The organism is Actinophytocola sp. (assembly GCF_036378875.1).
Taxonomy (GTDB): domain Bacteria; phylum Actinomycetota; class Actinomycetes; order Mycobacteriales; family Pseudonocardiaceae; genus Actinophytocola.
This window is the reverse complement of the sequence record NZ_DASUVO010000165.1, coordinates 1-24016: the sequence shown is the minus strand read 5'-3', so window position 1 is coordinate 24016 and position 24016 is coordinate 1. Positions and strand designations below refer to the sequence as shown.

The following is a 24016-nucleotide window of genomic DNA, read 5'->3' as shown; positions in this document are numbered from 1 at the left end:
CCTCAATGTCCCTTGACAACCCAGCCCCGAGCCTGGCCCCCGCCCACACCCCTCCCCCGGCACCCCCGGACCCCGAGAGACGAGAGACGAGAAGCTCAGAGAACCTGCTTCAAGAACTCCCCCGTGTACGACTCCTTCATCGCCGCGATGTCTTCCGGGCTGCCGGCGCCCACGACCGTGCCGCCTCCTGAGCCGCCTTCCGGGCCCATGTCCACGATCCAGTCCGAGGTCTTGATCACGTCCAGGTTGTGCTCGATCACGATGACCGTGTTGCCCTTGTCCACCAGGCCGTTGATGACGCCGATCAGCTTCCTGATGTCCTCGAAGTGCAGGCCGGTCGTCGGCTCGTCCAGGACGTACACCGTCTTGCCCGTCGAGCGCTTCTGCAGTTCCGATGCCAGCTTCACGCGTTGTGCCTCACCGCCGGACAGGGTGGTGGCCGGCTGGCCGAGGCGGACGTAGCCGAGGCCCACGTCGACCAGGGTCTTCAGGTGGCGGTGGATCGCCTTGATCGGCTCGAAGAACTTCTCCGCCTCCTCGATCGGCATGTCGAGGACCTCGGAGATGGTCTTGCCCTTGTAGTGGACCTCGAGCGTCTCGCGGTTGTACCGGGCGCCCTTGCAGACCTCGCACGGGACATAGACATCCGGCAGGAAGTTCATCTCGATCTTGATGGTGCCGTCGCCCGCGCACGCCTCGCAGCGGCCGCCCTTGACGTTGAAGGAGAAGCGGCCCGGCTGGTAGCCACGCACCTTCGCCTCGGTGGTCGCCGCGAACAGCTTGCGCACGTGGTCGAACACGCCCGTGTAGGTGGCCGGGTTGGACCTGGGGGTGCGACCGATCGGGGACTGGTCGACGCGCACCAGCTTGTCGACCATGTTCAGGCCGTTGACCCGCGTGTGGCGGCCCGGCACCTGCCTGGCGCCGTTCAGCCGGTTGGCCAGCACCGTCGCCAGGATGTCGTTGACCAACGTCGACTTGCCCGAGCCGGACACGCCCGTCACGGCCACCAGACAGCCCAGCGGGAACGACACGTCGATGTTGCGCAGGTTGTGTTCCCGCGCGCCCACCACGGTCAGCTGACGCTTCTTGTCCACCGGCCGGCGAATCGCCGGCACCTCGATCTGTTCCCGGCCGGACAGGTAGGCACCGGTCAGGGACTTCCTGTTCTTCAGCAGCTTCTCGTACGGTCCACTGTGGACGATGTAGCCGCCGTGCTCACCCGCGCCCGGGCCGATGTCGACCACCCAGTCGGACGTGCGGATCGTGTCCTCGTCGTGCTCGACGACGATCAGCGTGTTGCCGAGGTCCCGCAGCCTGGTCAGCGTCTCGATCAGCCGGTGGTTGTCCCGCTGGTGCAGACCGATCGACGGCTCGTCCAGCACGTACAGCACGCCGACCAGACCCGAGCCGATCTGCGTGGCCAGGCGGATCCGCTGCGCCTCACCGCCGGACAGCGTGCCGGCGCCGCGGTCGAGCGACAGGTAGTCGAGACCGACGTCGAGCAGGAACCGCAGCCGTGCCTGGATCTCCTTGAGCACCGCACCCGCGATCACCTGCTCGCGGCGGCCGAGCTTCAGCCCGGCCAGGAAGTCGGCGCACTCGCTGATCGACAGCCGCGACACCTCGGCGATCGACCGCTCGCCCTGATCCTGATGCATGAGCGTGACCGCGAGGATCTCGGGCTTGAGGCGGGTGCCGTCACACGCCGGGCACGGCACCTCCCGCATGTAGCCCTCGTACTTCTCCCGCATGTAGTCGGACTCGGTCTGCTCCTGCCGCCGCTCCAGGAACGGGATCACACCCTCGTAGTTGGCGTAGTACGAACGTTCGCGGCCGTACCGGTTGCGGTAGCGCACATGCACCTGCTCCGACGAGCCGTGCAGCACCGCCTTCTGCGCCTTGGCCGGCAGCTTGCGCCACGGCGTGTCCGTGCGGAAACCGATGGCCTCGGCGAGCGCGGTCAGCAGCCGCTCGAAGTACTCCGCGGTCTGCCCGCCGGCCCACGGCGCGATGGCCCCGTCGGCGAGGCTCAGCTCGGGGTCCGGCACGACCAGCTCGGGGTCGACCTCCTGCCGGACGCCGATGCCGGTGCAGACCGGGCACGCGCCGTACGGCGAGTTGAACGAGAACGACCTCGGCTCGAGGTCCTCGATCGCGAGCGGGTGACCGTTGGGGCAGGCCAGGTTCTCGGAGAAACCCCTGATGCGGTGCGGGTCGTGCTCCGGGAGGTCGACGAACTCCAGCTCCACCAGCCCGTCGGCGAGACGCAGCGCGGTCTCGACCGAGTCGGTGAGCCGGCGCTTGGCGCTCGCCTTGACCTGCAACCGGTCGATCACGACCGCGATGTCGTGCTTCTCCTGCTTCTTCAGCGTCGGCGGCTCGGTGAGCTGGTACACCGCGCCGTCCACCCGCGCGCGCGAGTAGCCCTGGGACTGCAGCGACGAGAACAGGTCGACGTACTCGCCCTTGCGGCCGCGGACGACGGGCGCGAGCACCTGGAACCGCAGCCCTTCCTCCATGGCCATGACCTGGTCGACGATCTGCTGCGGCGTCTGCTTGCTGATCGCCTCGCCGCACTGCGGGCAGTGCGGTTTGCCCGCGCGCGCGAACAGCAGGCGCAGGTAGTCGTACACCTCGGTGATCGTGCCGACGGTCGACCTCGGGTTGCGGTTGGTCGACTTCTGGTCGATCGACACCGCGGGCGAGAGGCCCTCGATGAAGTCGACGTCGGGTTTGTCCATCTGGCCGAGGAACTGTCTGGCGTACGCGGACAACGACTCCACGTACCGGCGCTGGCCCTCCGCGAAGATCGTGTCGAACGCCAGGCTCGACTTGCCGGACCCGGACAGCCCGGTGAACACGATCATGCTGTTCCTGGGCAGGTCGATGTCAACGCTGCGCAGGTTGTGCTCCCTGGCGCCGCGAACGACGAGGCGGTCAGCCACTGAAGTCCCTTCGAAGTCGCTCTTGTGACTGGTCACGGGCCGGTTCCGAGCCGGGCGGCGTGGCCGGCGCCCACTCTAGGACGAGGCACCGACAATTCCGGGGCGCGGGTTGCAGCCCGTGGCTACCGATTACCTGCCGTGCTCACTACGCTGGAGTAACCAGGTCTGGTTTTTCGAGTCATGTCTTGCTGCCGAACACGCGGGGAACGGGCGGTATGAGCATCTCACCTGAGGCATCGGTCCAGCAGAACGGTGTGCCGGCACAGCGAGGGGCCGGTGAACGACCCGCGGCGGACCGCGCCGTGCGCCTGCTTCCACTGGTGCGCGAGGCGACCGAGAGGCTCGATCTCATTGTCGCAGGCCTCGACGACTACACCGCACACCAACCGAGCCGGCTGCCCGGGTGGTCGAGAGCGCATGTCGTGACCCACCTCGCCCGCAACGCCGACGCGCTGGTCAACTTGCTGACCTGGGCACGCACCGGCGTCGAGCATCCAATGTACGCGAGCAGGGCGGACCGTGACGCGGACATCGAGGAAGGCGCCGCACGCCTCGCCCAGGTGCTGCACGAGGACCTGCTCGCGGCGAGCGACCGGTTCATGGTCGCGGCCACCGAGCTGCCGGCCCGCGCGTGGGCCGCGCCGGTCGCCGGCCGCATGCAGGGCCCCATGCCCGCGGCGAACGTCCCGGGCATGCGACTGCACGAGGTGTGGGTGCACCTCGTGGACCTCGACGCCGGGTTCACCTTCGCCGACATCCCGGTGGCCCATCTCGAACCGCTGGTCGCCGAGGCGCTGGCCCCGCACATGGACAAACCGGAGTGGCCGAAGGTGCGGCTGACCGTCGAGCTGCCCGACGACCGGACTCGCACGTGGGACCTGACCGGCGGCCGCGACGACCGGACGCACGAGGTCACCGGCCCGGCCGCGGACGCCCTCGCATGGCTCACCGGCCGAGGAGACGGCGCGACGCTGCGTGGTGACGTACCCCTGCTCCCCGCCTGGGGTTAGATCGTGATGTCCTCGAACCGTGTGGCGAACCCCTTTCCCGTCGGCGACGCGCACATCACACCAGCAAGCACCGACAATTCCGGCGGGAAGTAGGCGAGGCGCAGCATCGTCGCAGGTGGGGCACCGTTCAGCCCGTAGGAGATGGTGACCGCGTCGCCCTCTCGCACGGCCTTGAGCGTGACCTTCTCGGCGGCCTCGGCAAGCGGGACCACCGACCAGTCGGACATCTCACGGGTGACCACGGCGGAGAGCAGCTGACGCCCGTCGACCAGCTCGATGCCGGTCTTGATCCAGTTCCGGTCGTCGATCCACAGCCCGATGCCGGCCTGGTCGTACTCCGCGGTGTAGTCGCCGGAGAAGGTGACGGTGAGCTCGAAGTCACCGGTCTTGTCGATCCCCAGTACATGGGCGGAGTCCCGGACGAACCCGTAGTGGGTCTTGCGCCAGAAGTCGGTGTCCGGATCGGCGGTGATCGTGTCGCCTGACCACTGTTTCGGCTCGTTGAGCCACCGCCAGCCGCTCTTGATGAGATCGTCCACCGGGCCATGCTGTCAGCCGGTCGGGGCGAGCCGCTAGGGTCGGCGATCGTGGACGTTGTCGAGGAGTACACCGGTCATGTCGAACCGGGCGGCCCGGCCGCGAGGCGCGTGCTGGACGCACTGACGATCACCAAGATCTCGGTCGGTCCGATGGACAACAACGCGTACCTGCTGGTGTGCAGGAACACGCGGGAGGCGCTGCTCGTCGACGCCGCCAACGACCCGGAACGCCTGTCGGACCTCATCGGCCACGACGACGACCGCCCGACCCTGCGCACGATCGTCACCACCCACCAGCACCAGGACCACTGGGCCGCACTGGGTGCCATCGCGGGCGCGTACGGCGCGAACACGATCGCCCACGAGGAGGACGCGGGTGCCCTCCCCGTCCCACCCGACAGATTCGTCACACAGGGTGACACCGTGCCGGTCGGCGACTGCGTGCTCGAGGTCATCCACCTGCGCGGCCACACGCCGGGGTCCGTGGCTCTCCTGTACCGCGACCCCGCGGGCCACGGCCACCTGTTCACCGGGGACTCCCTGTTCCCCGGCGGCGTGGGGCGGACCACCTCGCCGGAGCACTTCACGTCGCTGATCAACGACGTGAAGTCGCGGATCTTCGACAAGCTCCCGGACGACACGTGGTTCTACCCCGGCCACGGCGACGACTCCACCCTCGGCGCGGAACGACCCAAGCTCGACGAGTGGCGTACTCGGGGCTGGTAGTCAGATCGCGATGATCGTGACCATGTCGTCGAGTCCGGCGAAATCGTCGACGTTGCGAGTGAACAGTGGCAGAGCACGCGCCGAGGCGATGGCCGCGATCATCAAGTCGAGACGACGTGGTCTGGGATCTCGTTTGGCTTCAATGGTCAGAGCTACCAGCGTGCCGTAGCGGGCGGCCGCCTCGCCGTCGAAAGGCAGTGGATCGAAGTCGACGATGGCCGCGCCGAGCAACTCGGTGCGAGCCGCCCTCGTGATCGCGTTCTTCGCCATGGCGACACCCTGCTGCAACTCCGCCATCGTGATCGCGGTGATCTCCGGGACTTCCGGCAGGAGCGCGGGGTCGAGTTGACCGAGGTCGATGTACGTGCGGGTGTCCAGAACGCCGGACTCGTAGCGGTCAACCACGGGCGCGTGTCCATGGATCGTCATCGCCAACGCGATCTTCCCCGAACAGTTCGTCGGCCTCCTGCCGCATGAGCGCGTGGTCGACCCGAGGAAGCTTCCGGTGCCGCTCGACCAACTCCTCCGCGCTCAACCGTCGCCGGCGAGACAGCGGGCGCAACTCAGCGACGGCAACGCCGTTACGGGTGACGTGGTAGACCTCCCCCGCCTCCACCGCATCCATGACCGCGGCGGAGTTGTTGCGGAACTCGCGTTGGGTGATGACCTTCACGCCACGAGCGTAGCTCCATGTAGCTCGCGGTGCTACCCCGGTCATCCAGCGAGGTCGGCCATGAGGTCGGGCAGCACCAGTTCTTCCTGGATGTGGGTGTCGTGCTGTTCGAAGGCGGGACGCAGGCCGGGATCCCAGGAGGCATCCACGGGGCGGCCTGTGAGTGCGCCGCCGGTCACGACGGCGAGCGCGCTTCGGTAGGCCAGGGCGTCGAAGCGCCAGGGTTGCCAGGCGAAACGCTCACGCAGTGCGTTGGCGATGCGGATCCCGCCCCAGTCGAAGTCGCCGTGGTACGCCAGGTCGGCGCCGTCCGCGGTCAGCAGCTCGAGTACACGGAGCGCCGCCGCGGACGGGTGGCCGCCCAGGCACACCAGCGGCGGACACTCGGCACCCAGTTCGTCGGCGGCGCAGGCCAGCACGATCGGGTTCTCGCACACGCGCACCAGACCGGTGCCGACCCCAAGGTCCGGCCGGTCGCGGCCGAGCTGGCGCAGGGTCAGCACGCACGGCTCCCCAGCCTCACGCGCCAGCGCCACCGTTCGGCCGACCGTGGTCGCGCCGCCTCCCGGCAACCCGACACAGAGCACCGTGGAGGACAGCTCGTCCCGATGCACGCCGACGGCCGCCCACGCCGCTCGGCGTTCGAAGGCCGACCCGTCGCCGGCCGGTGGCGCGCCGGCCATCGCCCGAACGGCGCCGAGGGACAGGGTGGACAGTGGTCTGCCGTCGTCCAGCGCGTGTGCGTCGCCGGTGGTCTCCGCGGCCAGACGACCCAGCGCGAAGCCCTTCGCCGGCAACATGTCCAGCACCCGCACCAGCGACTCGACGAGCACCGTCGCGTTCGCCGGGGTCCCCGCCAGCCTGCGGAGCAGGCCGGTGACGTCCAGCCAGGCACGCCACGGGGCCAACTCAGGCCGTCGCTCGACCAGGGCATCCAGGGGCGCGCATGCCGCCGACCACGCCGCGGCTTCGGCGGCGGCTTCGGCGACACGGTCAGGAACCGCGCCGAGTAGAACCTGGGCCGCTGCCGTGAGCCCGCCTGCCGCGGCGCCGCTGGCCCGCAGAACGGTGTCGACCTCGTCCAGCGACACCGTCAACGACGTGCCGGTCCCGGCGCGGCGGCCGAGCAAGCGCTCCATCGCGCGACGCTGGTCGAGATCGGCCGTCGCGAGGGTGACGGTTCCGGTCAGTGGTTTGCCCAGAGTCAGCCGACGGCGCATCCGGTCCAGCAGCCATGCGGTGTGCTCTCCACCGAGCAACCGGCGTAACCGGGCCTCGTCGACGCCACCCTCCATCACACGTCGACCAGGTCCTCTGGCGCGGACAGGTAGGAGGCCGGCCGGTCGACCCGGATCCGCTCGCGGCCGTCCCACCGCCACGGGGTGACCAGCACCGCGTCGATCCCGTCCCGGCGGGTGAGCTGTGCGATGGCCAGGCCGGGCACCTGCGGGTAGCAACCCCATTCACGCTCGCTGGTCATCACCACGTCGAGGTCGAAGGCGGCCAGCAGGCCGAGGCACTTGGCCCGGGAATCGTCGTCCACCCCGGCGAACGCCTCGTCCAGGGCGACCAGACGCGGCGCGTGGGGGTTGCCGGCCGAGGTGTAGAACGACGACGCGGCGGCGAACAGCGGCACCGACGCCGCCAGCACCCGCTCCCCGCCCGAGGCCGGTCCCGTCGCCGGACGCCACTGGCCGTCCTGGTAGCGCTGGATGGTGAACTCGTGCCAACCGCGGTAGTCCAGCGCTCTGGTCAGCTGCTCCACCCAGCCGCCCGACGCGTCCTCGGCGTGCTCCCTGTTGATTTGTTCCTGGAGAAACGCGCCGACGGCGGCCCGGTCGTCGACGCTCCATGCGTCCGCGGTCTGGCGTAGCAACCGGTCACGAACCCTGCTGAGACCATCGGGCGCGGTGCGGGCCGTCCGCCACTGCAGCCGGAGCCGCATGCCGGTCGATGTCGGCCGGTCCGCCAGGTCGGCGTTGATCGCCGTCACCTGGCTCTCCGCTCCGGTGATCAGCTCCTGGAGGGTGCCGGCCACCTCGTTCACCAGGTGGTTCTCCAGTATCTCCCGTTCCTTGGCGGACAGGAGGGTGGCCCGGTGCTCGGTCTCGACCTCAAGTCCTTCGACCAGTGTGGGGATGTCCTGCTTGCGGCCCTGGAACAGGACGTCGACCACGATGATGCCGTCTCGGACCGTCATGCCGACCGAGTGCCCGTGCCGGGACAGCGCGTCGGTGAGCAGCTTGTGCTCGGCCGACACCCGCTGCTGCACCAGCTCCCACGGCCGGTCGGCGTCGTCGACGGTCTCCAGCCCCGCGTTGATCGCCCGGGCGGCGGCAACGGCCGGGGTCGGCGCCCAGTCGGACTCCAGGTCCGGCACCGCCATGTCCGGTAGCACCGTGTGCAGCAACCCGGTGGCGGCGAAGGCACGCAGCGCCGCGATGGCGTGTTCACGTTCGGCGGCGGCCGCGTCGATCGACTCCCGGAGCGTCTCCCGCCGGCCCTCGGCCTTGCCACGTTCATCGCGAGCCAAGCCCTCGGCCTGGCGGGCGCCGCGCTCACGTTCGTCGCGCAGGTCGAGCTCGGTCGCAACAGCGGCCAGCTTGCGGTACAGCTCGTCGACTCCGGCACCGGCCGTCTCCACCAGCACGCGGTGCCGTTCGGCGGCGGCGTCCGCCTCGGCGCGGGCTTGCTCGGCGGCGGCGACACTCCCCTCCAACGCCTCCAGTGCCGTGGTCCGCTCCTGTTCAGCCTCCGCCACGTTCCTGCGTGCCCGGTCGGCGGCCCGTGCCGCCGGCCACAACCCGGCCAGTGCCACGCGGTAGTCCCCGAGCGCGACGCGTACCGCCGCCAGTTCGTGATGGTCCGGCGGCAGCCCGACATCGCCGGCGAACTCGGTCATCTCCGCCCGCGCCGCCCGCTCGGTTTCCTGCCGGCCCACCACGGAGGTGACCGCGTCCACCAACTGTGCGTCGACCCGGCGTTTGGCCTCGTGCTCGGCCGCGAGCCGCATGTGCGCCTGCTGCAGGTCGGCGTCCGACGGCCGCTCACGCTGCTCGGTGACGAGGGCCTCTGCCCGCCCGGCCAGGCCGGCGGCGATCTCGGCCAGCTCGTCGAGCCGGTTCCGAATGCCGGCCAGGTCCTCCTCGAGTCGGGCCAGCCTGATGCGGCGCGCGGCTTCCCGCGCTCCCTCGCCGATGTAGCCGGCCGCCGGCTTGTGCCAGGAACCGGTGAGCGGGCCGTTGACGAACCGGCCGTCGACGCCGACCCACGTCTGTGCGACCGGACCGAGGCCGATCGAGGCCAGCACCGAGGTGACCACATCGTCGGTGAGCGCGGCGGCGAGGGGGTCGTCCCGGTCGATGGCCGGCACGAGCACCGCGGTCAGACCACCTCCCGGGACCGGTGTGCCTGGACGGGCGATGACGTCGTCGTGCACCTCGCGCAGCTCACCGTCCGGTGTCACCCAGGCATCGAGGATGCCGGCCGCCTCCAGCGCCGCCTCGATGCCGGCCCGGTGGTCGTCCGGCACGCCGGCACTGAAATCCACGACCTTCCACAGCGGCGCGCCGACCCGCCCGTGCCTGCTCCGTTCGTCGCGGGTGTGGGGCGGCGGTGGAGCGTCGTGGCCGCCCTCCCGCAGCCGGCTGATCTCCTCCTCGGTCGCGGCCTGCTCGCGCGTCGCCTCCTCCCGGCGTGCGTCCACGTCGGCCTGCTGACGGCTGAGGTCGGCGGTGGCCGCCCGTACCGCGTCGTCCACCGCGGAAGCGGCGGGGTTGGGGCCGGTCGGCGCTTCGGCCCACGCGTCCAGTGCGGCGAGCACGTCTTCCGGCTGGTCCACCCGCACGTGGCTGGCCTCGGCGAAGTAGCGGGTGTGGGCCGCGAGGAGGGCAGCGGCACGGTCGGTCACCATCTCGCCGGCGGAGGTGATCCGTTCCTCGGCGGCCTGCTGCTCGCCGGTGATCCGGTCGACCTCCGCTCGGGCCGCCCGCAGTGCGTCCTCGGCCGTGCGTACGTTGCCGAGCAGAACCTCCAGCCGGGACAGCGCGGACGCGTGTCGGTCGATCAGCGCGCCGCCCATCCGCGCGGCACCGGCGAACGGCGGTGTCTCCGCGTTCAGCTCGGCCAGTACCTCGCCGTGTCCCGCGGACAACAGTGCCGCCTCTGCGGCGTCCTGAGCGGCCTCGGTGACGCTTCGGAAGGCCGCCTCTTCGGTTTCTGCGTCCTCCCGGGCCCGATCCAGCTGGGTTGTCCTGCGGTGCGCCGTCTCCTCCGCGGCGCGACGGTCACCTTGCCGGTCCGTGGCGAACCGGCCGAGCCGTTCGGCCTCCTGGCCGGCCGTTTTCAGCGCCTCGGCGTCGCGCATCTCGGGGCTCTGCTGCAGCGCGGTCCGCCGCGCCTCCAACGAGTTCTTGGCCGCGGCCAGTTCCTCGAGCTGTTCCGCGGCGGCGGCGAGCGCCTCGTGCGCTGCCGCGTACGCGGCCTCGGCGTCGCCCAGCTCGCGACCGAGTTGCTCATAGCGACTGTGGGTCTGCCGTACCGGCGCGGCGGACCGCTTGGCCGCGATACCGGCGTAGCGGCGGTAATGGGTGAGGAACGCCTCCGCCGCCGACCTCGCCTCGGCCAGCCCGCGCAGGGCCTCCCGCTCCTCGTCGAGGCCGCGGAACGCCTCGGCGACCGTGGTGACCAGCGCGGGATCGAGTGGTGGCAGCGCCTCGGTCAACGCGCGGGACAGCAGTTTCTCGTCCGGCTTCTTGGACAGCTGCGGCTGCCGTAGCTGGATCAGCAGGTTGACCAGCGCCTCGTACCGCTGCGCGCCCAACCCGAACAACGCCTCGTCCACCGCGCGCCGGTAGTCCGACGCCGTGTCGTGGACCGCGCCGTACCCCTCCACCGCATCGCGCAGCTTCTCCCTGGTCAGTGCGACTCGCGTCGGGCTCAGCAGGGAGAGGTCCGCACCGATTCGCTGGCCGGTGACGAAGAACCAGTGCCGGGCGATGCCCCGTCCGGCCACGGCCTTGAGGCCGGCGCCGATCGTGCGGTACTCGGCCGACCCGTCGGCGAGCAACCGGCCGAACTCCAGCCAGGCGTAGCCCAGCCGCTCCGGATGCGGATGTTTCCCACCCAGCAGCAGGTTCCACTCCATCCGCTTGTTGCGGTCGCCGTCGGGCTCGACCCGGTGCGCGGCGAGCTCGCCGTCCAGCAGGAACGGCAGAGTCAGCGCGAGCACCTTCGACTTGCCGGTGCCGTTGTTCCCGCGCAGCAGCAGCCGCCCGTCGTGGAAGTGGAACTCCTCGACGTCGTAGTAGAACAGGTCGACCAGCCCCGCACGCAAAGGCTGCCAGCGCTCTCGGTGCGGAGTCGGGGTGGTCATGTGCGGTTCGCCTTCCTGGACCGGTTCGCCGGTCCCGTACGGATGGTCGGTGCCTGGACGGCGTACCGGGCGATCGCCGGGCGTGCGATCACCGCCTGTTCGCCCGGAACGTCGGACACCAAGCGCAGAGCCCGCAGCTTGTCCAGGGCGATGGCGAGCAGCTCGGTGTCGGCGCCCGGCTCGGTGACCCCGCGCCGCCAGTAGGTCTCGTGTTCCCTGGCCATCGCCCGGACGTGGGCGCGCAACCGGTCCAGCGCGACCGGCCCAGCACCGTGGCGTGCCAGGAACTCGGCGACCAGCAGGGTCACGTGACCGTCCGTGCGCTGCTCGGGCATGCGCACATCCGTCAGCTCGTCGTCCGGGTCGACCATCGCGATGCCCTCGGCCCGCATCTCCGCGACCAGGCCGGTGGCCTGCTCGATCCGCCGGGTGATCGCGTGCCGCTGACCGACCAGGTAGCCGCGCTCGTCGTCGGTCAGCTCGTCGTAGTAGACGACCGGGTCGTCCAGCAGGCGGCGGGTCACCCGGTGCCGGAGCGCCCGGTTGCGCAGGTCGTCGGTGTCCGGCACGGGTTCACTGGTCAGCTCGGCCAACCTCGCGCCGTGTCCGGGCTCCTCGATCGTCGACGGGCCGCGCGCACCGGTCAGCAACGCGGCCAGCACCCTGCGGCGCACGTCGTAGAGCACGTCGCCGGTGGCGGTCAGGTAGGCGTCCTCGTCGCCGGCGACCCGCTCCAGGACACCGAGACGCAGGAGCAGTCGGACGACGGCCACCAGGTCCGAACGCTGGTCGCGGCGGCTGAGGGTGAACACGACACCGGCGTCGGCCAGCTCCGGCTCACCCGCCGCGACCAGCACGCCTTCGGCGAGCCTGCCGAGAGTGATCTGCGCGTCGGCGCGCTCCAGTACCGACAGCGCCAGGCAGAGAAGCACATAGCGCCGGCGGCCGAAAGCAGGCCTTCCCTTGCCCTCCCGCGCCGGATGGGTGCCGTCGTCGCTGTTCGCCACCGTCTTGAACAGCCGCGCGGAGTCCGCGTCCACCACGAGGCGCCACCCGGTCTCGGCGGCCAGCCACTCGCGCAGGTCGGCCACGTGCCGGCGGACGAGCCGCAACGTCTCGTCGTCCGCGCCCGCGGTCAGCAAGGGCTTGGCCAGCAGCGCGCGCAATGCCGTGCGGCGTTGCGCCGTGCTCTCGTCGGTTACCGCTGACGTCACGCCACCGCTCCCCGGCCCCGGCGGGCGGCCGTCAGGTCGACGATCTCGACGAGGTGCTGCGGACCGCGCAACTCCCCGTCCTCGGTCGGGATCACCACTGTCTCCCCGCCGGGAACCAGCGAGAGCCGGATCTCCATGGTGCCGTCGCTCGTCGTCGTGCGGACCTCCGTGTCGCCGGGCGACCTGGCCGACAGCGCGTCGCCGAGCAGGCCGAGGAACAACCGGAACGCACGGGTGTCCAGCGTGCCCAGCTCGGACAGCAGGACCGGCCCGTCGGTGCGGAGCCGTGCGCGTGCCGCGCCGGTCTCGGCGGCCTCCCGGGCAGCCTGGGCGGCCAGCAACTGGCGCTGGTCCGCGCGGTCGGCGACGCGGTTCGGACGGCCACGCCGTTCGTAGGAGCCGGTCTTGCGCAGCTGCGGGCTGATCCGCACGGGCGGCGCCTCGCGCCACGGCGTGTTCGGCGCCGGCTGCTCCTGCTCCCATTCGGCGACGGTGTCCGAGGTGACGGTGAGGTGCCGGGCGGGCGTGAGGCCGAACGCCGCCCGCCACAGTGCGTGGGCCGCCCCGTCGTCGGGGGCCTCGGCGAACCACCTGGCCAGCGTGCGGAAGTCGGCGGAGCGGTCCGAGCGGCCGGACCGGCGCTCGTTGAACGCGGCCACCGTGTCGATGAGCTGCGTGATGGCGGTGACCGCCGCGCCACGCAGCAACCTGGCCTGCGACGGGTGGCGTGAGTCGGCCGAGACGAACCAGTCCCGTAGACCGCGCCACCGGTTGCGCCAGTCGTTCAGCGAGCCGGTGACGGCCGCATCGTAGGCATCCGCGGTCTCCCCCTCTTCTGGCAGGTCAGGCACCGCGTCGGCGGCCTCCCGGCGCGCCGCGACGAGCAGCAGCCGCTCGACACCCGCGGACTCGATCTGCCCGAGGACGGTCGCGATCTCGGCGCCCCGGTTGGCGAGATCGGCGATGAACCGGTTGATGTAGTCGATGAGCCGTTGCTTGTAGGCCACGAAGGCGTCGACGTCACCGTCGGCGAAGTCGATCACCCGGCGCAGCGAGGCCATGAACGCCTGGGCGTTGTCCGCGAGCCCGGCGAACCGTTCGGCCAGCGCGAGCAGCAGCAGGTGCACCTTGGCGGGATCGAGGTCGGGCACCTGGGCCATGTCCGCCAGCGAGCGCAGTTGCGCCGCGATGTCCGCCAGCGCGACCGACTGCAGCGACCCGCGCCGGCCGATGGCCTCCTCGTAGACCGCGATGGCCTGCTCGGCCGCCTGTCCTGCCGCGGTGAGCTGGTACAGATAGCGGGCCCGGTGGAAGTCCTCGACGGTCGTCACCCTGCTGGTGTCCGGGTCGGCTCGGAGGTTTCCCCACTCCACGAGCTTGTCCAGGGCCGCGACCACCTCGGCGGTGTCGCCGGGCCGCCCGAGGTCGACTACGACGTCCTCGGGGCGCATGTGCACGATGAACCGATCCCGCGCCCGAGCGAACGTCATCAACACCTCGCGGTACAAGGCGGCGTTCGGCGCGCTCAGGTGCGCGAACGGCTGCCTGGGCTCTGTTTCGGCGGTGACGTCCTCGGTGTGGTGGTCCGTGGTCACCGGGCCATTCTGGCGAACCGCACCGACAGTGCCCGCACCGCCACCGGTCCCGGTAGCCACGACTCCGCCTCGCGGACCGTCCACAAGAGCCGTATTCTGTTGTGAGCTGCGTCACTCCCTGCCCTGGAGGTGAGGGCGATGGTCGGCAGCAGTGTCAAGTTCACCGCGGGTCTCGCGCCTTGCGGGAAGCGGGTGGACGGTGAGCGTTATCAGGAAGACGACGACGAGGGCCTGTCCTTCGACGACCTGACCTACGCGTGTGGTTGTCGGCGGATCCGGCACGTCTACCACGACGGCAGTATTCGCATCAGGACCGTCCGCCACGACGGCAAGGTTCTGCTGGAAGAGCACAACGCCGAGCACGAGGCCTGACCGGACGATGGCCACGGCTCACGACATCGTGATCGTCGGCGGCGGTGGTGCCGGCCTCCGGGCCGCCATCGCCATCGCGGAGGAGAACCCGCGTCTGAGCGTGGCGGTCGTCGGCAAGGTCTATCCGATGCGCAGTCACACGGTCTCCGCCGAGGGCGGGGCCGCCGCGGTGGCGAGTGCGACCGACAGCTTCGACGAGCACGCCAACGACACCGTGTCCGGTGGGGACTGGCTCTGCGACCAGGACGCCGTCGAGGTGTTCGTCCGGGAGGCCCGTCGTGAGCTGCTCCAGCTCGAACACTGGGGCTGCCCGTGGAGCCGCCAGCCCGACGGGCACATCGCGGTGCGGGCGTTCGGCGGGATGCGGAAGAAACGGACCTGGTTCGCCGCCGACAAGACCGGTTTCCACCTGCTGCACACATTGTTCCAAACTTCACTGTCCTATCCGGACATCGTGCGGTACGACGAGTGGTTCGTCAGCACGCTGCTGGTCGACGACGGGCGGGTCCGCGGTCTGGTGGCCGTCGAGCTCGCGACCGGCCGGATCGAGACCATCACCGCCGGGGCCGTCATCGTGTGCACGGGCGGGTGCGGCCGCGTCTACCCGTTCACCACCAACGCGAACATCAAGACCGGGGACGGGATGGCGCTGGCCTACCGGGCCGGCGCTCCGCTCAAGGACATGGAGTTCGTCCAGTACCACCCGACCGGGCTGCCCTTCACCGGCATCCTGATCACCGAGGCGGCCAGGGCGGAAGGCGGCTGGCTGCTCAACCGGGACGGCTACCGCTACCTGCAGGACTACGACCTCGGCAAGCCCGAGCCCGAGCCGGTGCTCCGCAGCATGGAGCTCGGGCCGCGCGACCGGCTGTCGCAGGCGTTCGTGCACGAGCTGGACAAGGGCCGGACCATCGACACGCCGTACGGGCCGATCGTGCACCTGGACCTGCGCCACCTTGGCGCGGAGGTGATCGACACCAAGCTGCCCTTCGTGCGTGAGCTGTGTGCCAGGTACCAGAACATCGACCCGGTCACCGAGCTGGTCCCGGTGCGCCCCGTGGTCCACTACATGATGGGCGGCATCCACACCGACATCGTGGGTGCGACTCCGGTGGCGGGTCTGTACGCGGCAGGCGAGGTCGCCTGCGTCAGCATCAACGGCGCCAACCGGCTGGGCTCCAACTCGCTGCCCGAACTGCTGGTGTTCGGCGCACGGGCCGGCCGGGCCGCGGCCGAGTTCGTCACCTCGGGAGGCGCCGGTGGCGACCCCGTGGTCCTGGCGCTGGGCCGCGACGAGGAACGCCGCCTCGAACAACGGTTGGCGCGGCACACCGAGCCTGGTCGCGAACGCATCGCGGACATCCGCTCGGAGATGCAGGACACCATGGAGAACGGCGCCGGGATCTACCGGGACGGGGCGTCCCTGGCGAAGGCCGCCGACCGGCTGCGGGAGCTGCGTGCACGGTTCGACCGGGCGGTGGTCGACGACCACAGCAGGACGTTCAACACCGAGCTGGTCGCCACGCTCGAACTGGACTTCATGCTGGACGTCGCCGAGTGCGTCGTCGCGTGCGCGACGCGGCGGACGGAGTCGCGTGGCGCGCACCAGCGCACCGACTTCCCGGCACGCGACGACCAGCGGTTCCTCGCCCACTCCCTGATCCACCGTGAGCCCGACGGTGTGGGCCGCGTCGACTACCTCCCGGTGAAGATCACCCGTTGGCCACCCGGAGAGCGCGTGTACGGGAGGTAGGTGCCATGGCCGAGGACATGATCACGATGGAGGTGGCGCGCTACCGGCCGGAGCTGGAGTCCGAGCCGGTGACGCAGTCCTACGAGGTGCCGCTGCGCAAGGAATGGGCCGTTCTCGACGGGCTCAACTACATCAAGGACCACCTGGACGGCACGCTGTCCTTCCGCTGGTCGTGCCGAATGGGCATCTGCGGCAGCTGCGGCATGACCGTGAACGGCGACCCCCAGCTGACCTGCGCCACCTTCCTGTCCGAGTACGCGCCGGGGCCGGTGCGTGTCGAACCGATGCGCAACTTCCCGGTGGTTCGCGACCTCATCGTTGACATCGGCGACTTCATGAACAAGCTGCCGACGGTGCGGCCATGGCTCGTCCGCACCGAGGACGAGCCGGTCGAGGACGGCGAGTACCTGCAGACACCGCTCGAGATGGAGGAGTACCAGCAGTACAGCATGTGCATCAACTGCATGCTCTGTTACTCGGCCTGCCCGGTGTACGCGCTTGACCCCGACTTCGTCGGCCCGGCGGCGATCGCGTTGGCGCAGCGCTACAACCTCGATTCACGGGACGAGGGCGCCCGCGACCGGCGCGACGTCCTCACCTCCGCCGAGGGGGTCTGGGCCTGCACGTTCGTCGGCGAGTGCAGCACGGCCTGCCCGAAGGACGTCGACCCGGCCGGCGCGATCCAGCGCTACAAGCTCACCGCGGCCACCAACGCGATCTGGGACTTCCTGTTGCCCCGGGGTGCGCGATGACCGCCACCCCACGGCCGTACCAGCGGCCGGTTTCCCTGCTCTGGTGGGTCCGGCGCCGCTCGTACCTGATCTTCGCACTGCGTGAGCTCAGCAGCGTGTTCGTCGCCTGGTTCGTCGTGTACCTGCTGCTGCTCGTCGCCGCGATCGACTCGGGCGACGCGGCGTACCAACGGTTCCTCGACTGGAGCGGACACGCCTGGGTGGTGTTGCTGAACGCGGTGTCCCTGCTCTTCCTGCTACTGCACGCGGTGACGTGGTTCGGCCTAGCGCCAAAGGCGATCGTCGTGCGGTCGCGCGGCCGGCGCGTCCCGCCGCGCACGATCTCGGCGGCGCACTACCTGCTGTGGGTGCTGCTGTCAGCCTTCGTCGTGTGGGTGGTGCTGCGATGAGCCATCGCATGAGACGACGTTCGCCGGAACCCGTGCTGTGGCTGCTGTTCAGCGCGGGCGGCACGGTCACCGCGTTGCTCGTGCCCGCGCTCCTGTTCCTGTTCGGCATCGCGTTTCCGTTGGGGTGGCTGGCCAGTCCCGACCACGCGTACCTGCTCTCGCTCGTGGGTCACCCCCTCACCAAGTTGGTCCTGTTCGGACTGTCCGTACTGGCGTTGTTCCACTGGGCGCACCGCTTCCGCTACACCCTCTACGACGGACTGCGGCTCAAAAGGCTCAGCCGCGTGATCATCCTGGCGTGCTACGGCGGAGCGGCACTGGGATCGGGTGCGGCCGCGTTCGTGTTGTTCCGCGTCTGAAGGGAAGAGTTATGAACCTGTTCACCATCGAAATGAAGGACGAGCCAGGCGAACTGGCCCACCTGTGCGAGACGGTGGCGCCACACCACGTCAACCTGATGATGGCGGGCGTGACGACCGCCAACCACGGAACGATGTGTGTGTGCACGGACGACGACGCCACCGTCCGTACCGCCCTGGAGGGCGCGGGCATCGACTTCACCGAACGGCCCGCACTGCGGTTACGCTGCCCCGACCAGCCCGGTGAGGCCGCGAGAATCGCCAGGAAACTCGCGAACGCCGACGTCAACATCCAGGCACTGCTGCCCATCATGATCTGTCAGGGCGAGGTCGAACTCGCACTGTCCGTCGACAAGACCGACGAGGCGATGACCGCTTTGGGCAACCAGGTCATGAGGTGAGACCGGCCCTGGCCCGCCATACCCGCCGGGGCCGGGCGGGCCACCACCTGTCGAGAACGTGTTCCTGCCACTGAGTTGTCCGATACGTTCAAGACGGTGTCGGCGGAACGGCGGCAGGATTGGCTCATGGCTGTCGATATCAACTCCGCCGCGTCGTTCCTGGCCACACACGGTCGGTTGCTCGACCGGCGGCGTTTCGAGTTCCTGTTCGGTCGTGGCGATTCGGGTGCGGTGCTCGCCGCCGTGGATGGTTATCGCAATGCCGACGGTGGGTACGGGTGGGGGCTGGAGCCCGACCTGCGTGCGCCCGAGAGCCAGCCCGGCGGGGCCCTGCACGCCCTGGAGGTGTTCGCGGAGGTCGGGCCAACGCCGCGGGCCGTCGAGGTGTGTGACTGGCTCGGCGGGGTGTCCCTTCCGGACGGTGGGGTGCCGTTCGCCGTTCCGGTCGCGGACACCGCCGGGTGTGCGCCGTTCTGGGTGGGGGCCGATCCACGGGTGTCGTCCTTGCAGAGCACGGCGTTCGTCGCCGGGGTGGCGCACCGGGTCGCCGCGCGGGATCCGCTGGTCGCCGCGCATCCCTGGTTGGCCGCCGCCACCCGGTACTGCCTTGCCGCCATCGCCGCACTGGAGAGCGCGCCCTTCGCCATCGAGTTCGGGTTCGCCGTCGGGTTCCTGGACGCCGTGCACGAGACGCATGACGAGGCCCCCGCCCTGCTCGACAAGCTCGGCTCGTACATCCCCGCCGACGGGGTCGTCCCCGTGACCGGCGGCTCCGAAGGAGAGGCCATGCGGCCGCTCGACTTCGCGCCGCTCCCCGACCGGCCCGCCCGGCGGCTGTTCGCCCCCGACGTGATCGACGCCGACCTGGAGCGGCTGGCCGCCGGGCAGCAGGACGACGGCGGGTGGACGGTGGACTTCGCCAGCTTCTCCCCCGCCGCCGCACTGGAGTGGCGCGGATACGCGACCGTGGGTGCCGTGTCGGTGTTGCGCGCCAACGGGGTCGTCTAGCGGACGTAGTAGTCGCCCATGACCCCGTCGTACCGGCCGGTCTGCCGGCAGCAACGGCGGAAACCGCCGCCCGGAGCCACATGGGCAGGGGTCGTTGCCGCCGAGCTTCTCGACCAACTCCTTGCCCTCGCCGACGACCCGGTCGCCGCGCTTGACCCTCGTCTCGCTAGAGGGAACCCCCTGCGGCGCTTGCTGGTGCGCTCAAAAGGACGCCTCGGCGTCGAAGTCGCGGTGCATGACTGCCTCCTCCGGTCGGTCACCGACGACGTTATCGCCTGTGTCATCCGAAATACCTTTGGTGATCATTCTCCGTTGTGGCAGACTGGCCACGATCTGACAGACCCGAGCAAGGGGAACGCCTCATGCCTGACGCCCACGGTGGGCGTCGCCTGTAGTGCCGGTGGCGCCGTTTCCGCTGTCGATTCCCCATGCTCTTGAAGGGTCTTCTCATCTTGTCTGCTTTGCAGTCACACATGCGCCGGGCCGCCGCGGCCGGGCGTGCAACCGAACAGATCGGTCCATTCCTCGCCACCTACTCACCCGACTCGACCAGCCCGTTCCTCAACTACGCGATCCCGGACGACGGCGCACGGCCCTCGGCGTCCGATGTGGACGGCTTGGTCGCGGCCTACCAGCGGCGGGAACTGCTGCCGCGCGTGGAGTTCCTCGTGGACACCGCGCCGGAGGCCGAGGTCGCACTGCTCGCCGCCGGCTGGTCCGTCGAGCGGCGGATCCCCGTGATGCTGTGCCCGCCGGGCTCGGCTGTCATGCCACCGGCACCGGCCGGCATCGAACTCGTCGTGCCGAAAAGTGACGAGGAAGTGCTCGGCATGGTCAACGCGCAGCACGAGGCGTTCAACGCCCCCGCGGCCTCCGAGGCGGACGCCGCCAAGTCACGGGAGCGGATCCTCGCCGGCGGGTTCGCCGTGCTGGCACGGGACACCGTGACCGGTGCGGCCGCCGGCGGCGGAGTCGCGGAGGCGGTCGTCGACGGAACGTCCGAAGTGGCTGGTATCGGCGTCCGGGTGGCGTTCCGCCGGCGCGGGATCGGCGCCGCCATCACCGCGTTCCTCACCGCCGCCGTGCATGAGGCCGGTGGCCGGACCGTGTTCCTGACTCCCGCGGGGGTGCCGGAACAACGGATCTACGCGCGGGTCGGTTACGTGCCGGCGGGTGACATGGTCCACCTCAGCCGCTGATCTCACGTAGCCACGACACGACGACGTCGGCCTGGGCCTGCTGGAACTCACGCAGTGACGGCAGGCCCACCGGCGGCGGGTGCCGCGCGGCGTCGGCGAAGAAGCCGCCGAGGCCGGCCAGCACGCCAACGAGGTCGCCGCGGTCCGCCTCGACCGTGACAAGGTCGGGGCGGCCACCGTGCAGGCGGACGTTGAACAGCAGCATGAGGGTGTCGAGCCAGGCTGGGCCTCGGCACGCATGCGGCCAGTCGACCACGGTGACCGTGCCGTGCGGGTCGATGAGGAGGTTGTCCGCGCGGATGTCGGCGTGTACCAACGTGTCACCGGCGAGCGCGACGATGCCGCGCTCGGCCAGCCGGCAGAGGTCGTCGAGATTCGCGGCGGTCCACCCGTCCAGAGTGGAAGGTGGGTCGGCACGGATGCGGTGCCAGCCGGTGAAATCCGATTCGAGGTAGTCCCTGGCGGTCGGTGTGCCTGCCGGGGGCGGGATTCGGGTCAGCTCGTCCAGCGCCGCCAGGACACTGGCGAGCTGATCCGGCCGCCAGGGCGTGTCCGGATGGCGGCCTTCGACATCGGTGAGCACGAGGGCGACCCAGTCGCCGTCGTCGTAGGTGCCGAGCACCGCGGGCGTCGGCGCCTCCGGCGGGAGGGCGGCCGTGACCTGCGACTCGCGGCGCAGCATGTTCGGGCTGTGCTCGTTCTGCGCCGGGCTGACGGCCTTGACGAACGCGCGACGGCCCCGGGCGGTGCGGACCCGGTCGGCGGTACCGGGCGAGAACCCGCCCGACTGGGATACGGCGTCGACGACCTCCCCGCCGAGAGTGTCCGTGACGGCATGCCGGACTCGCGCAGGCAGGTCACCCCACCCGATCCGCACCCCGGACGCCGTCACCATGCGGGTCATGGTGCCCGCGCCGACGGGCCCGGCGCAGCCGGTTTTCCGGTGCGGCTGTCCGGTGAATCCCCCTGGCGGGGGATTCGTGGCGGGTTTTCGCGGCACTAGAAATGGAGCTTCTTGGGTCTACAGGGGGTGGAATGAATCGTCGAATTGGCGGGGCGGGCGGCGGGTCGGACAAGGGCAGCGGCGGCGGCACTCAGGTGATTGTCGGGACGGTGGCCGCCATTGCCATTGCTTCCGCCGGCAGCGGGGTCGGCGCCGGCATCGGCGCGTCGGCCGGTTCGTCCGGAACGGTCGCCGAATCCGCAGCCGGGCGGAACTTCGCTGCCCGCAAGACACAAGGGAAGCAGTCGGCCCGACGGGGCAACGCCGATGAAGCCCTGCGGCGAATGGGGTTGCGGAACGTACGGCGAGCGGTTGAGCGGAATCTGGGATGTGTGGTGAATTCCTTCGGCCAGGTGCGGGAGTTCTTTCTTCGCACGCCGTGCGCGTCGCTCGACCGCGTTTTGTTGGCCGCCGTGGACGAGCAGGGCAATCCCATCGTGGTGATGGTGGCGTGGGTAGGTTTTCGCACCCGCGGCGACGCGCGGCGGTTCAAGGACCTCGACGACACCCACGGCACGGGAAACGTCACGCCGCCGGGTGGTGCGCTTCTCGGCATCGCGGACGTGCGGTTCACGGGGCAGCACTACCGGTCGCGGCGGGCGGGGTCGGTGACCGTGATCGCGGAGGCCGAACCGGTCGGCGGTCCGGTCACGGACGAGGTGCTCGACGGCCTCGCCGAGGTCGCGGTGTTGCTCCCGCGGCCCTAACGCCAGATGGCGGCTGACACACCGTCGCTGAAGGTCTCCGGGTGGCTCGGGAGTGGGATGGCCTCGCCTTGGTGGACACGGCGGGCCGTCCACGCGGCGACTGCCGCGTCCAGGACGTCATCCACCCCGGCCTTGCCCGCTTCGCCGAGTGGACCCGCCAAGGTGAGGCCCGCCTCGGACAGGAGCTCGCGGCGACGCTCGGCGCCTGCCCAGGTCTTCTTCGGGGGCGGTGGCGTGCCGGCCAGCTCGGTGAAACTCACCTCGGGATGGATCTCGACCACCCGGCAGGGAGCCCTGGATCGCCAGTCGTCCACCTCCTTGATCTTGGGGAGGAGGCTGAACGCCTGGATCGACATGCCCTGACCCGTGCGTTCGCGGTTGATGGCGTTCGCGCGCTGGTGCTGGCGGACGTCCAATGTGGCGCGGACCGGGGTCATGAACACCGACGACTGGCGGGGGCGGATGAACTCGCGGGCCGCGAGGTCGGCTTGGCGGCACGTGTGGTCCGGCAGGCCGATGGGGATGTCGATCGCGATCACCGCCAGTGGGCCGGCCCGGTCGGCCAGCTCGGCGATGGTCGTGGCGAAGTGGGTGGTCACCGAGGCGCCGGACCAGGCGACACCCACCCAGCCGCCCCTACACGCGTCGACGCCGAGGACAGTGTCCATGCCCGATACCCTGCCATCCGTGTCCAAGACCGTGGAGATCTACACCGACGGCGCGTGCAGTGGGAACCCCGGGCCCGGGGGCTGGGGTGCCGTGCTCAAGTACGGGCAGCACGCCAAGGAGCTGTACGGAGCCGAGCCGACGGTCACGACCAACAACCGCATGGAGCTCATGGCGCCCATCCGGGCGTTGGAGAGTCTCACGCGACCGTCCGTCGTGGACATGTACACCGACTCCACGTACGTGCGGAACGGGATCATGCAGTGGCTGCCCCGGTGGAAGAGCAACGGGTGGCAGACCAGTGCGAAGCAGCCGGTGAAGAACGCGGATCTGTGGCGGCGGCTCGACGAGGCGGTCCGGCCGCACGAGGTGCGGTGGTTCTGGGTGAAGGGGCACGCCGGGCATCCCGAGAACGAGCGTGCCGACCAGCTGGCCGTCAAGGGCGCGCAGGAAGCCGCCGGCAGCCGAAAATAGGCGGCTGCCACGAACAAGGCCGTGTCACCATACGGCCCGTGAACCACACGGAGTACGGCGATCGGGATGTCGCGCTGCGAGGCGAGATCCTGCGCACCGTCGTGGGTTCCGGAGTGCACGGGATCGCGATCGCGGGTACCGACGACCACGACGAGATGGGTGTCTACATCGAACCGGCCGGCCACGTCGCCGGTGTGTTGGGCAGCGAACAGCACTACGTGTTCCGCACGCAGCCGGAGGGCGCGCGGTCCGGGCCGGGAGACACCGACCTGGTCAGCTACTCGCTGCACAAGTACCTGCGGCTTGCCATCAAGGGCAACCCCACCGCGTTGCTGCCCCTGTACGCGCCGGCGGATTCCGTCATCACGGTGACGCCGCTGGGTGAGGAGCTGCGGGCGTTGGCGCCGAAGGTGCTGTCCCGGCGTGCCGTGCACCGGTTCCTCGGCTACCTGGAGGCACAGCGGCAGCGGTTGCTGGGCAAGAGCCAGGGCAAGATGCCCAGCCGGCCCGAGCTCGTCGCGCGGTACGGGTACGACGTCAAGTACGCCTCGCACGCCCTGCGGCTCGCCTTCCAGGGGCTCGAGGTGGCGCGGCACGCTCGGCTGACGCTGCCCATGCCCGCCACCGAGCGGGAGCGGGTGCTCGCCGTCAAGCGTGGGGACGTGGCGCGACTGGACGACGTGCTCGCCGAGATCGCCGACGTCCAGGCCCAGGTGGAGGACGTGGTGACCACGGGGAGGACGCCGCTGCCGGAGACGCCGGACCTCGCCGCGATCTCCGAGTGGGCCGTCAGCGCACACCGGCGGCACTGGGGCTGGCAATAGGAAAGGTCGTGGCCATTCCGACGGGAATGG

General features: G+C 70.3%; 23 protein-coding genes and 1 pseudogene. 13 read left to right on the top strand and 11 right to left on the bottom strand.

Going from position 1 to position 24016, the window contains the following annotated elements:
- Positions 1-95: 95 nt before the first annotated feature.
- On the bottom strand, positions 96-2948 hold the full coding sequence (gene uvrA / locus VF106_RS45675) for an excinuclease ABC subunit UvrA (protein ID WP_330846336.1): 2853 nt from the start codon (positions 2946-2948) through the stop codon (positions 96-98).
- Between the two features lie 215 nt (positions 2949-3163).
- Here uvrA and VF106_RS45670 point away from each other — a divergent pair, with 215 nt between their 5' ends.
- Complete coding sequence (locus tag VF106_RS45670; protein ID WP_330846335.1) at positions 3164-3958, top strand: maleylpyruvate isomerase N-terminal domain-containing protein; 795 nt, start codon at positions 3164-3166, stop codon at positions 3956-3958.
- On the opposite strand, the gene VF106_RS45665 is transcribed toward VF106_RS45670, so the two are convergent.
- A complete protein-coding gene (locus tag VF106_RS45665) occupies positions 3955-4497 on the bottom strand; it encodes a DUF1349 domain-containing protein (RefSeq protein WP_330846334.1) in 543 nt (180 codons plus the stop codon). The two genes, VF106_RS45670 and VF106_RS45665, sit on opposite strands and share 4 nt — an antisense overlap.
- Before the next feature lie 48 nt (positions 4498-4545).
- Between VF106_RS45665 and VF106_RS45660 the strand changes: the two genes are divergently transcribed.
- Positions 4546-5223, top strand: coding sequence for an MBL fold metallo-hydrolase (locus VF106_RS45660; protein ID WP_330846333.1), 678 nt, complete (start codon positions 4546-4548; stop codon positions 5221-5223).
- On the opposite strand, the gene VF106_RS45655 is transcribed toward VF106_RS45660, so the two are convergent.
- The 6 genes from VF106_RS45655 to VF106_RS45630 are packed head-to-tail and all read right to left on the bottom strand — an operon-like array spanning position 5224 to position 14079.
- The gene (locus VF106_RS45655; protein WP_330846332.1) at positions 5224-5628 is read right to left on the bottom strand and encodes a type II toxin-antitoxin system VapC family toxin; all 405 of its coding nucleotides are present in this window, start codon (positions 5626-5628) and stop codon (positions 5224-5226) included.
- Positions 5621-5896 (bottom strand): type II toxin-antitoxin system Phd/YefM family antitoxin, encoded by a 276-nt coding sequence (locus tag VF106_RS45650; protein WP_330846331.1) that lies wholly within the window; start codon positions 5894-5896, stop codon positions 5621-5623. The genes VF106_RS45655 and VF106_RS45650 overlap by 8 nt, the downstream gene beginning before the upstream one ends.
- 41 nt (positions 5897-5937) lie before the next feature.
- On the bottom strand, positions 5938-7191 hold the full coding sequence (locus VF106_RS45645; RefSeq protein ID WP_330846368.1) for a TIGR02679 family protein: 1254 nt from the start codon (positions 7189-7191) through the stop codon (positions 5938-5940).
- Positions 7191-11270: a TIGR02680 family protein gene (locus tag VF106_RS45640; protein ID WP_330846330.1), complete on the bottom strand. Its 4080-nt coding sequence runs from the start codon at positions 11268-11270 to the stop codon at positions 7191-7193. Before VF106_RS45640 ends, VF106_RS45645 begins: the two co-directional genes overlap by 1 nt.
- Positions 11267-12484 (bottom strand): TIGR02678 family protein, encoded by a 1218-nt coding sequence (locus tag VF106_RS45635; RefSeq protein WP_330846329.1) that lies wholly within the window; start codon positions 12482-12484, stop codon positions 11267-11269. Before VF106_RS45635 ends, VF106_RS45640 begins: the two co-directional genes overlap by 4 nt.
- Positions 12481-14079, bottom strand: a complete 1599-nt coding sequence (locus tag VF106_RS45630) for a TIGR02677 family protein (protein WP_330846328.1) — start codon at positions 14077-14079, stop codon at positions 12481-12483. The genes VF106_RS45635 and VF106_RS45630 overlap by 4 nt, the downstream gene beginning before the upstream one ends.
- A gap of 138 nt (positions 14080-14217) precedes the next feature.
- Between VF106_RS45630 and VF106_RS45625 the strand changes: the two genes are divergently transcribed.
- The 7 genes from VF106_RS45625 to VF106_RS45595 all read left to right on the top strand — a co-directional run bounded on the left by VF106_RS45625 (position 14218) and on the right by VF106_RS45595 (position 19113).
- The gene (locus tag VF106_RS45625; RefSeq protein WP_330846327.1) at positions 14218-14451 is read left to right on the top strand and encodes a hypothetical protein; all 234 of its coding nucleotides are present in this window, start codon (positions 14218-14220) and stop codon (positions 14449-14451) included.
- A 7-nt stretch (positions 14452-14458) separates the two neighbouring features.
- Positions 14459-16204, top strand: coding sequence for a fumarate reductase (quinol) flavoprotein subunit (gene frdA, locus VF106_RS45620; protein ID WP_330846326.1), 1746 nt, complete (start codon positions 14459-14461; stop codon positions 16202-16204).
- Between the two features lie 5 nt (positions 16205-16209).
- The gene (locus VF106_RS45615; protein ID WP_330846324.1) at positions 16210-16956 is read left to right on the top strand and encodes a succinate dehydrogenase/fumarate reductase iron-sulfur subunit; all 747 of its coding nucleotides are present in this window, start codon (positions 16210-16212) and stop codon (positions 16954-16956) included.
- Positions 16953-17345, top strand: coding sequence for a fumarate reductase subunit C (locus VF106_RS45610; protein WP_330846323.1), 393 nt, complete (start codon positions 16953-16955; stop codon positions 17343-17345). Before VF106_RS45615 ends, VF106_RS45610 begins: the two co-directional genes overlap by 4 nt.
- Positions 17346-17353: 8 nt before the next feature.
- Positions 17354-17704 (top strand): fumarate reductase subunit FrdD, encoded by a 351-nt coding sequence (gene frdD, locus VF106_RS45605; RefSeq protein WP_330846322.1) that lies wholly within the window; start codon positions 17354-17356, stop codon positions 17702-17704.
- 11 nt (positions 17705-17715) lie between these two features.
- Entirely contained in the window at positions 17716-18105 is a 390-nt protein-coding gene (locus VF106_RS45600) for a hypothetical protein (protein ID WP_330846321.1), read from the top strand.
- A gap of 126 nt (positions 18106-18231) precedes the next feature.
- Positions 18232-19113, top strand: coding sequence for a hypothetical protein (locus VF106_RS45595; protein WP_330846320.1), 882 nt, complete (start codon positions 18232-18234; stop codon positions 19111-19113).
- Between the two features lie 60 nt (positions 19114-19173).
- Here VF106_RS45595 and VF106_RS51090 read toward each other — a convergent pair.
- Positions 19174-19230, bottom strand: a pseudogene (locus VF106_RS51090) (SEC-C metal-binding domain-containing protein); the annotation flags it as partial.
- Between the two features lie 344 nt (positions 19231-19574).
- Between VF106_RS51090 and VF106_RS45590 the strand changes: the two are divergent.
- Complete coding sequence (locus tag VF106_RS45590; protein WP_330846319.1) at positions 19575-20312, top strand: GNAT family N-acetyltransferase; 738 nt, start codon at positions 19575-19577, stop codon at positions 20310-20312.
- Here VF106_RS45590 and VF106_RS45585 read toward each other — a convergent pair.
- Entirely contained in the window at positions 20302-21207 is a 906-nt protein-coding gene (locus VF106_RS45585; protein WP_330846318.1) for a phosphotransferase, read from the bottom strand. The two genes, VF106_RS45590 and VF106_RS45585, sit on opposite strands and share 11 nt — an antisense overlap.
- A 440-nt stretch (positions 21208-21647) precedes the next feature.
- Here VF106_RS45585 and VF106_RS45580 point away from each other — a divergent pair, with 440 nt between their 5' ends.
- Positions 21648-22022: a hypothetical protein gene (locus tag VF106_RS45580; RefSeq protein ID WP_330846317.1), complete on the top strand. Its 375-nt coding sequence runs from the start codon at positions 21648-21650 to the stop codon at positions 22020-22022.
- Here the strand turns inward: VF106_RS45580 and VF106_RS45575 are convergent.
- On the bottom strand, positions 22019-22690 hold the full coding sequence (locus tag VF106_RS45575) for a DUF429 domain-containing protein (RefSeq protein WP_330846315.1): 672 nt from the start codon (positions 22688-22690) through the stop codon (positions 22019-22021). The genes VF106_RS45580 and VF106_RS45575 overlap by 4 nt on opposite strands.
- Here VF106_RS45575 and rnhA point away from each other — a divergent pair.
- Entirely contained in the window at positions 22689-23162 is a 474-nt protein-coding gene (rnhA, locus tag VF106_RS45570) for a ribonuclease HI (RefSeq protein ID WP_414639219.1), read from the top strand. The genes VF106_RS45575 and rnhA overlap by 2 nt on opposite strands.
- 38 nt (positions 23163-23200) lie before the next feature.
- Positions 23201-23986 carry a nucleotidyltransferase domain-containing protein gene (locus VF106_RS45565; protein ID WP_330846313.1) on the top strand — a complete coding sequence of 262 codons (786 nt, stop codon included), beginning with the start codon at positions 23201-23203 and terminating at the stop codon, positions 23984-23986.
- The last annotated feature ends 30 nt before the right edge of the window (positions 23987-24016 follow it).

Coding starts and splice junctions, on each gene's coding strand:
- frdA (WP_330846326.1), top strand. CDS start 14,459: ATGGCCACGGCTCACGACATCGTGATCGTCGGCGGCGGTGGTGCCGGC.
- VF106_RS45645 (WP_330846368.1), bottom strand. CDS start 7,191: ATGGAGGGTGGCGTCGACGAGGCCCGGTTACGCCGGTTGCTCGGTGGA.
- VF106_RS45640 (WP_330846330.1), bottom strand. CDS start 11,270: ATGACCACCCCGACTCCGCACCGAGAGCGCTGGCAGCCTTTGCGTGCG.
- VF106_RS45575 (WP_330846315.1), bottom strand. CDS start 22,690: ATGGACACTGTCCTCGGCGTCGACGCGTGTAGGGGCGGCTGGGTGGGT.
- frdD (WP_330846322.1), top strand. CDS start 17,354: ATGAGACGACGTTCGCCGGAACCCGTGCTGTGGCTGCTGTTCAGCGCG.
- VF106_RS45585 (WP_330846318.1), bottom strand. CDS start 21,207: ATGGTGACGGCGTCCGGGGTGCGGATCGGGTGGGGTGACCTGCCTGCG.
- VF106_RS45615 (WP_330846324.1), top strand. CDS start 16,210: ATGGCCGAGGACATGATCACGATGGAGGTGGCGCGCTACCGGCCGGAG.
- rnhA (WP_414639219.1), top strand. CDS start 22,689: ATGCCCGATACCCTGCCATCCGTGTCCAAGACCGTGGAGATCTACACC.
- VF106_RS45600 (WP_330846321.1), top strand. CDS start 17,716: ATGAACCTGTTCACCATCGAAATGAAGGACGAGCCAGGCGAACTGGCC.
- VF106_RS45670 (WP_330846335.1), top strand. CDS start 3,164: ATGAGCATCTCACCTGAGGCATCGGTCCAGCAGAACGGTGTGCCGGCA.
- VF106_RS45595 (WP_330846320.1), top strand. CDS start 18,232: ATGGCTGTCGATATCAACTCCGCCGCGTCGTTCCTGGCCACACACGGT.
- VF106_RS45625 (WP_330846327.1), top strand. CDS start 14,218: ATGGTCGGCAGCAGTGTCAAGTTCACCGCGGGTCTCGCGCCTTGCGGG.
- VF106_RS45610 (WP_330846323.1), top strand. CDS start 16,953: ATGACCGCCACCCCACGGCCGTACCAGCGGCCGGTTTCCCTGCTCTGG.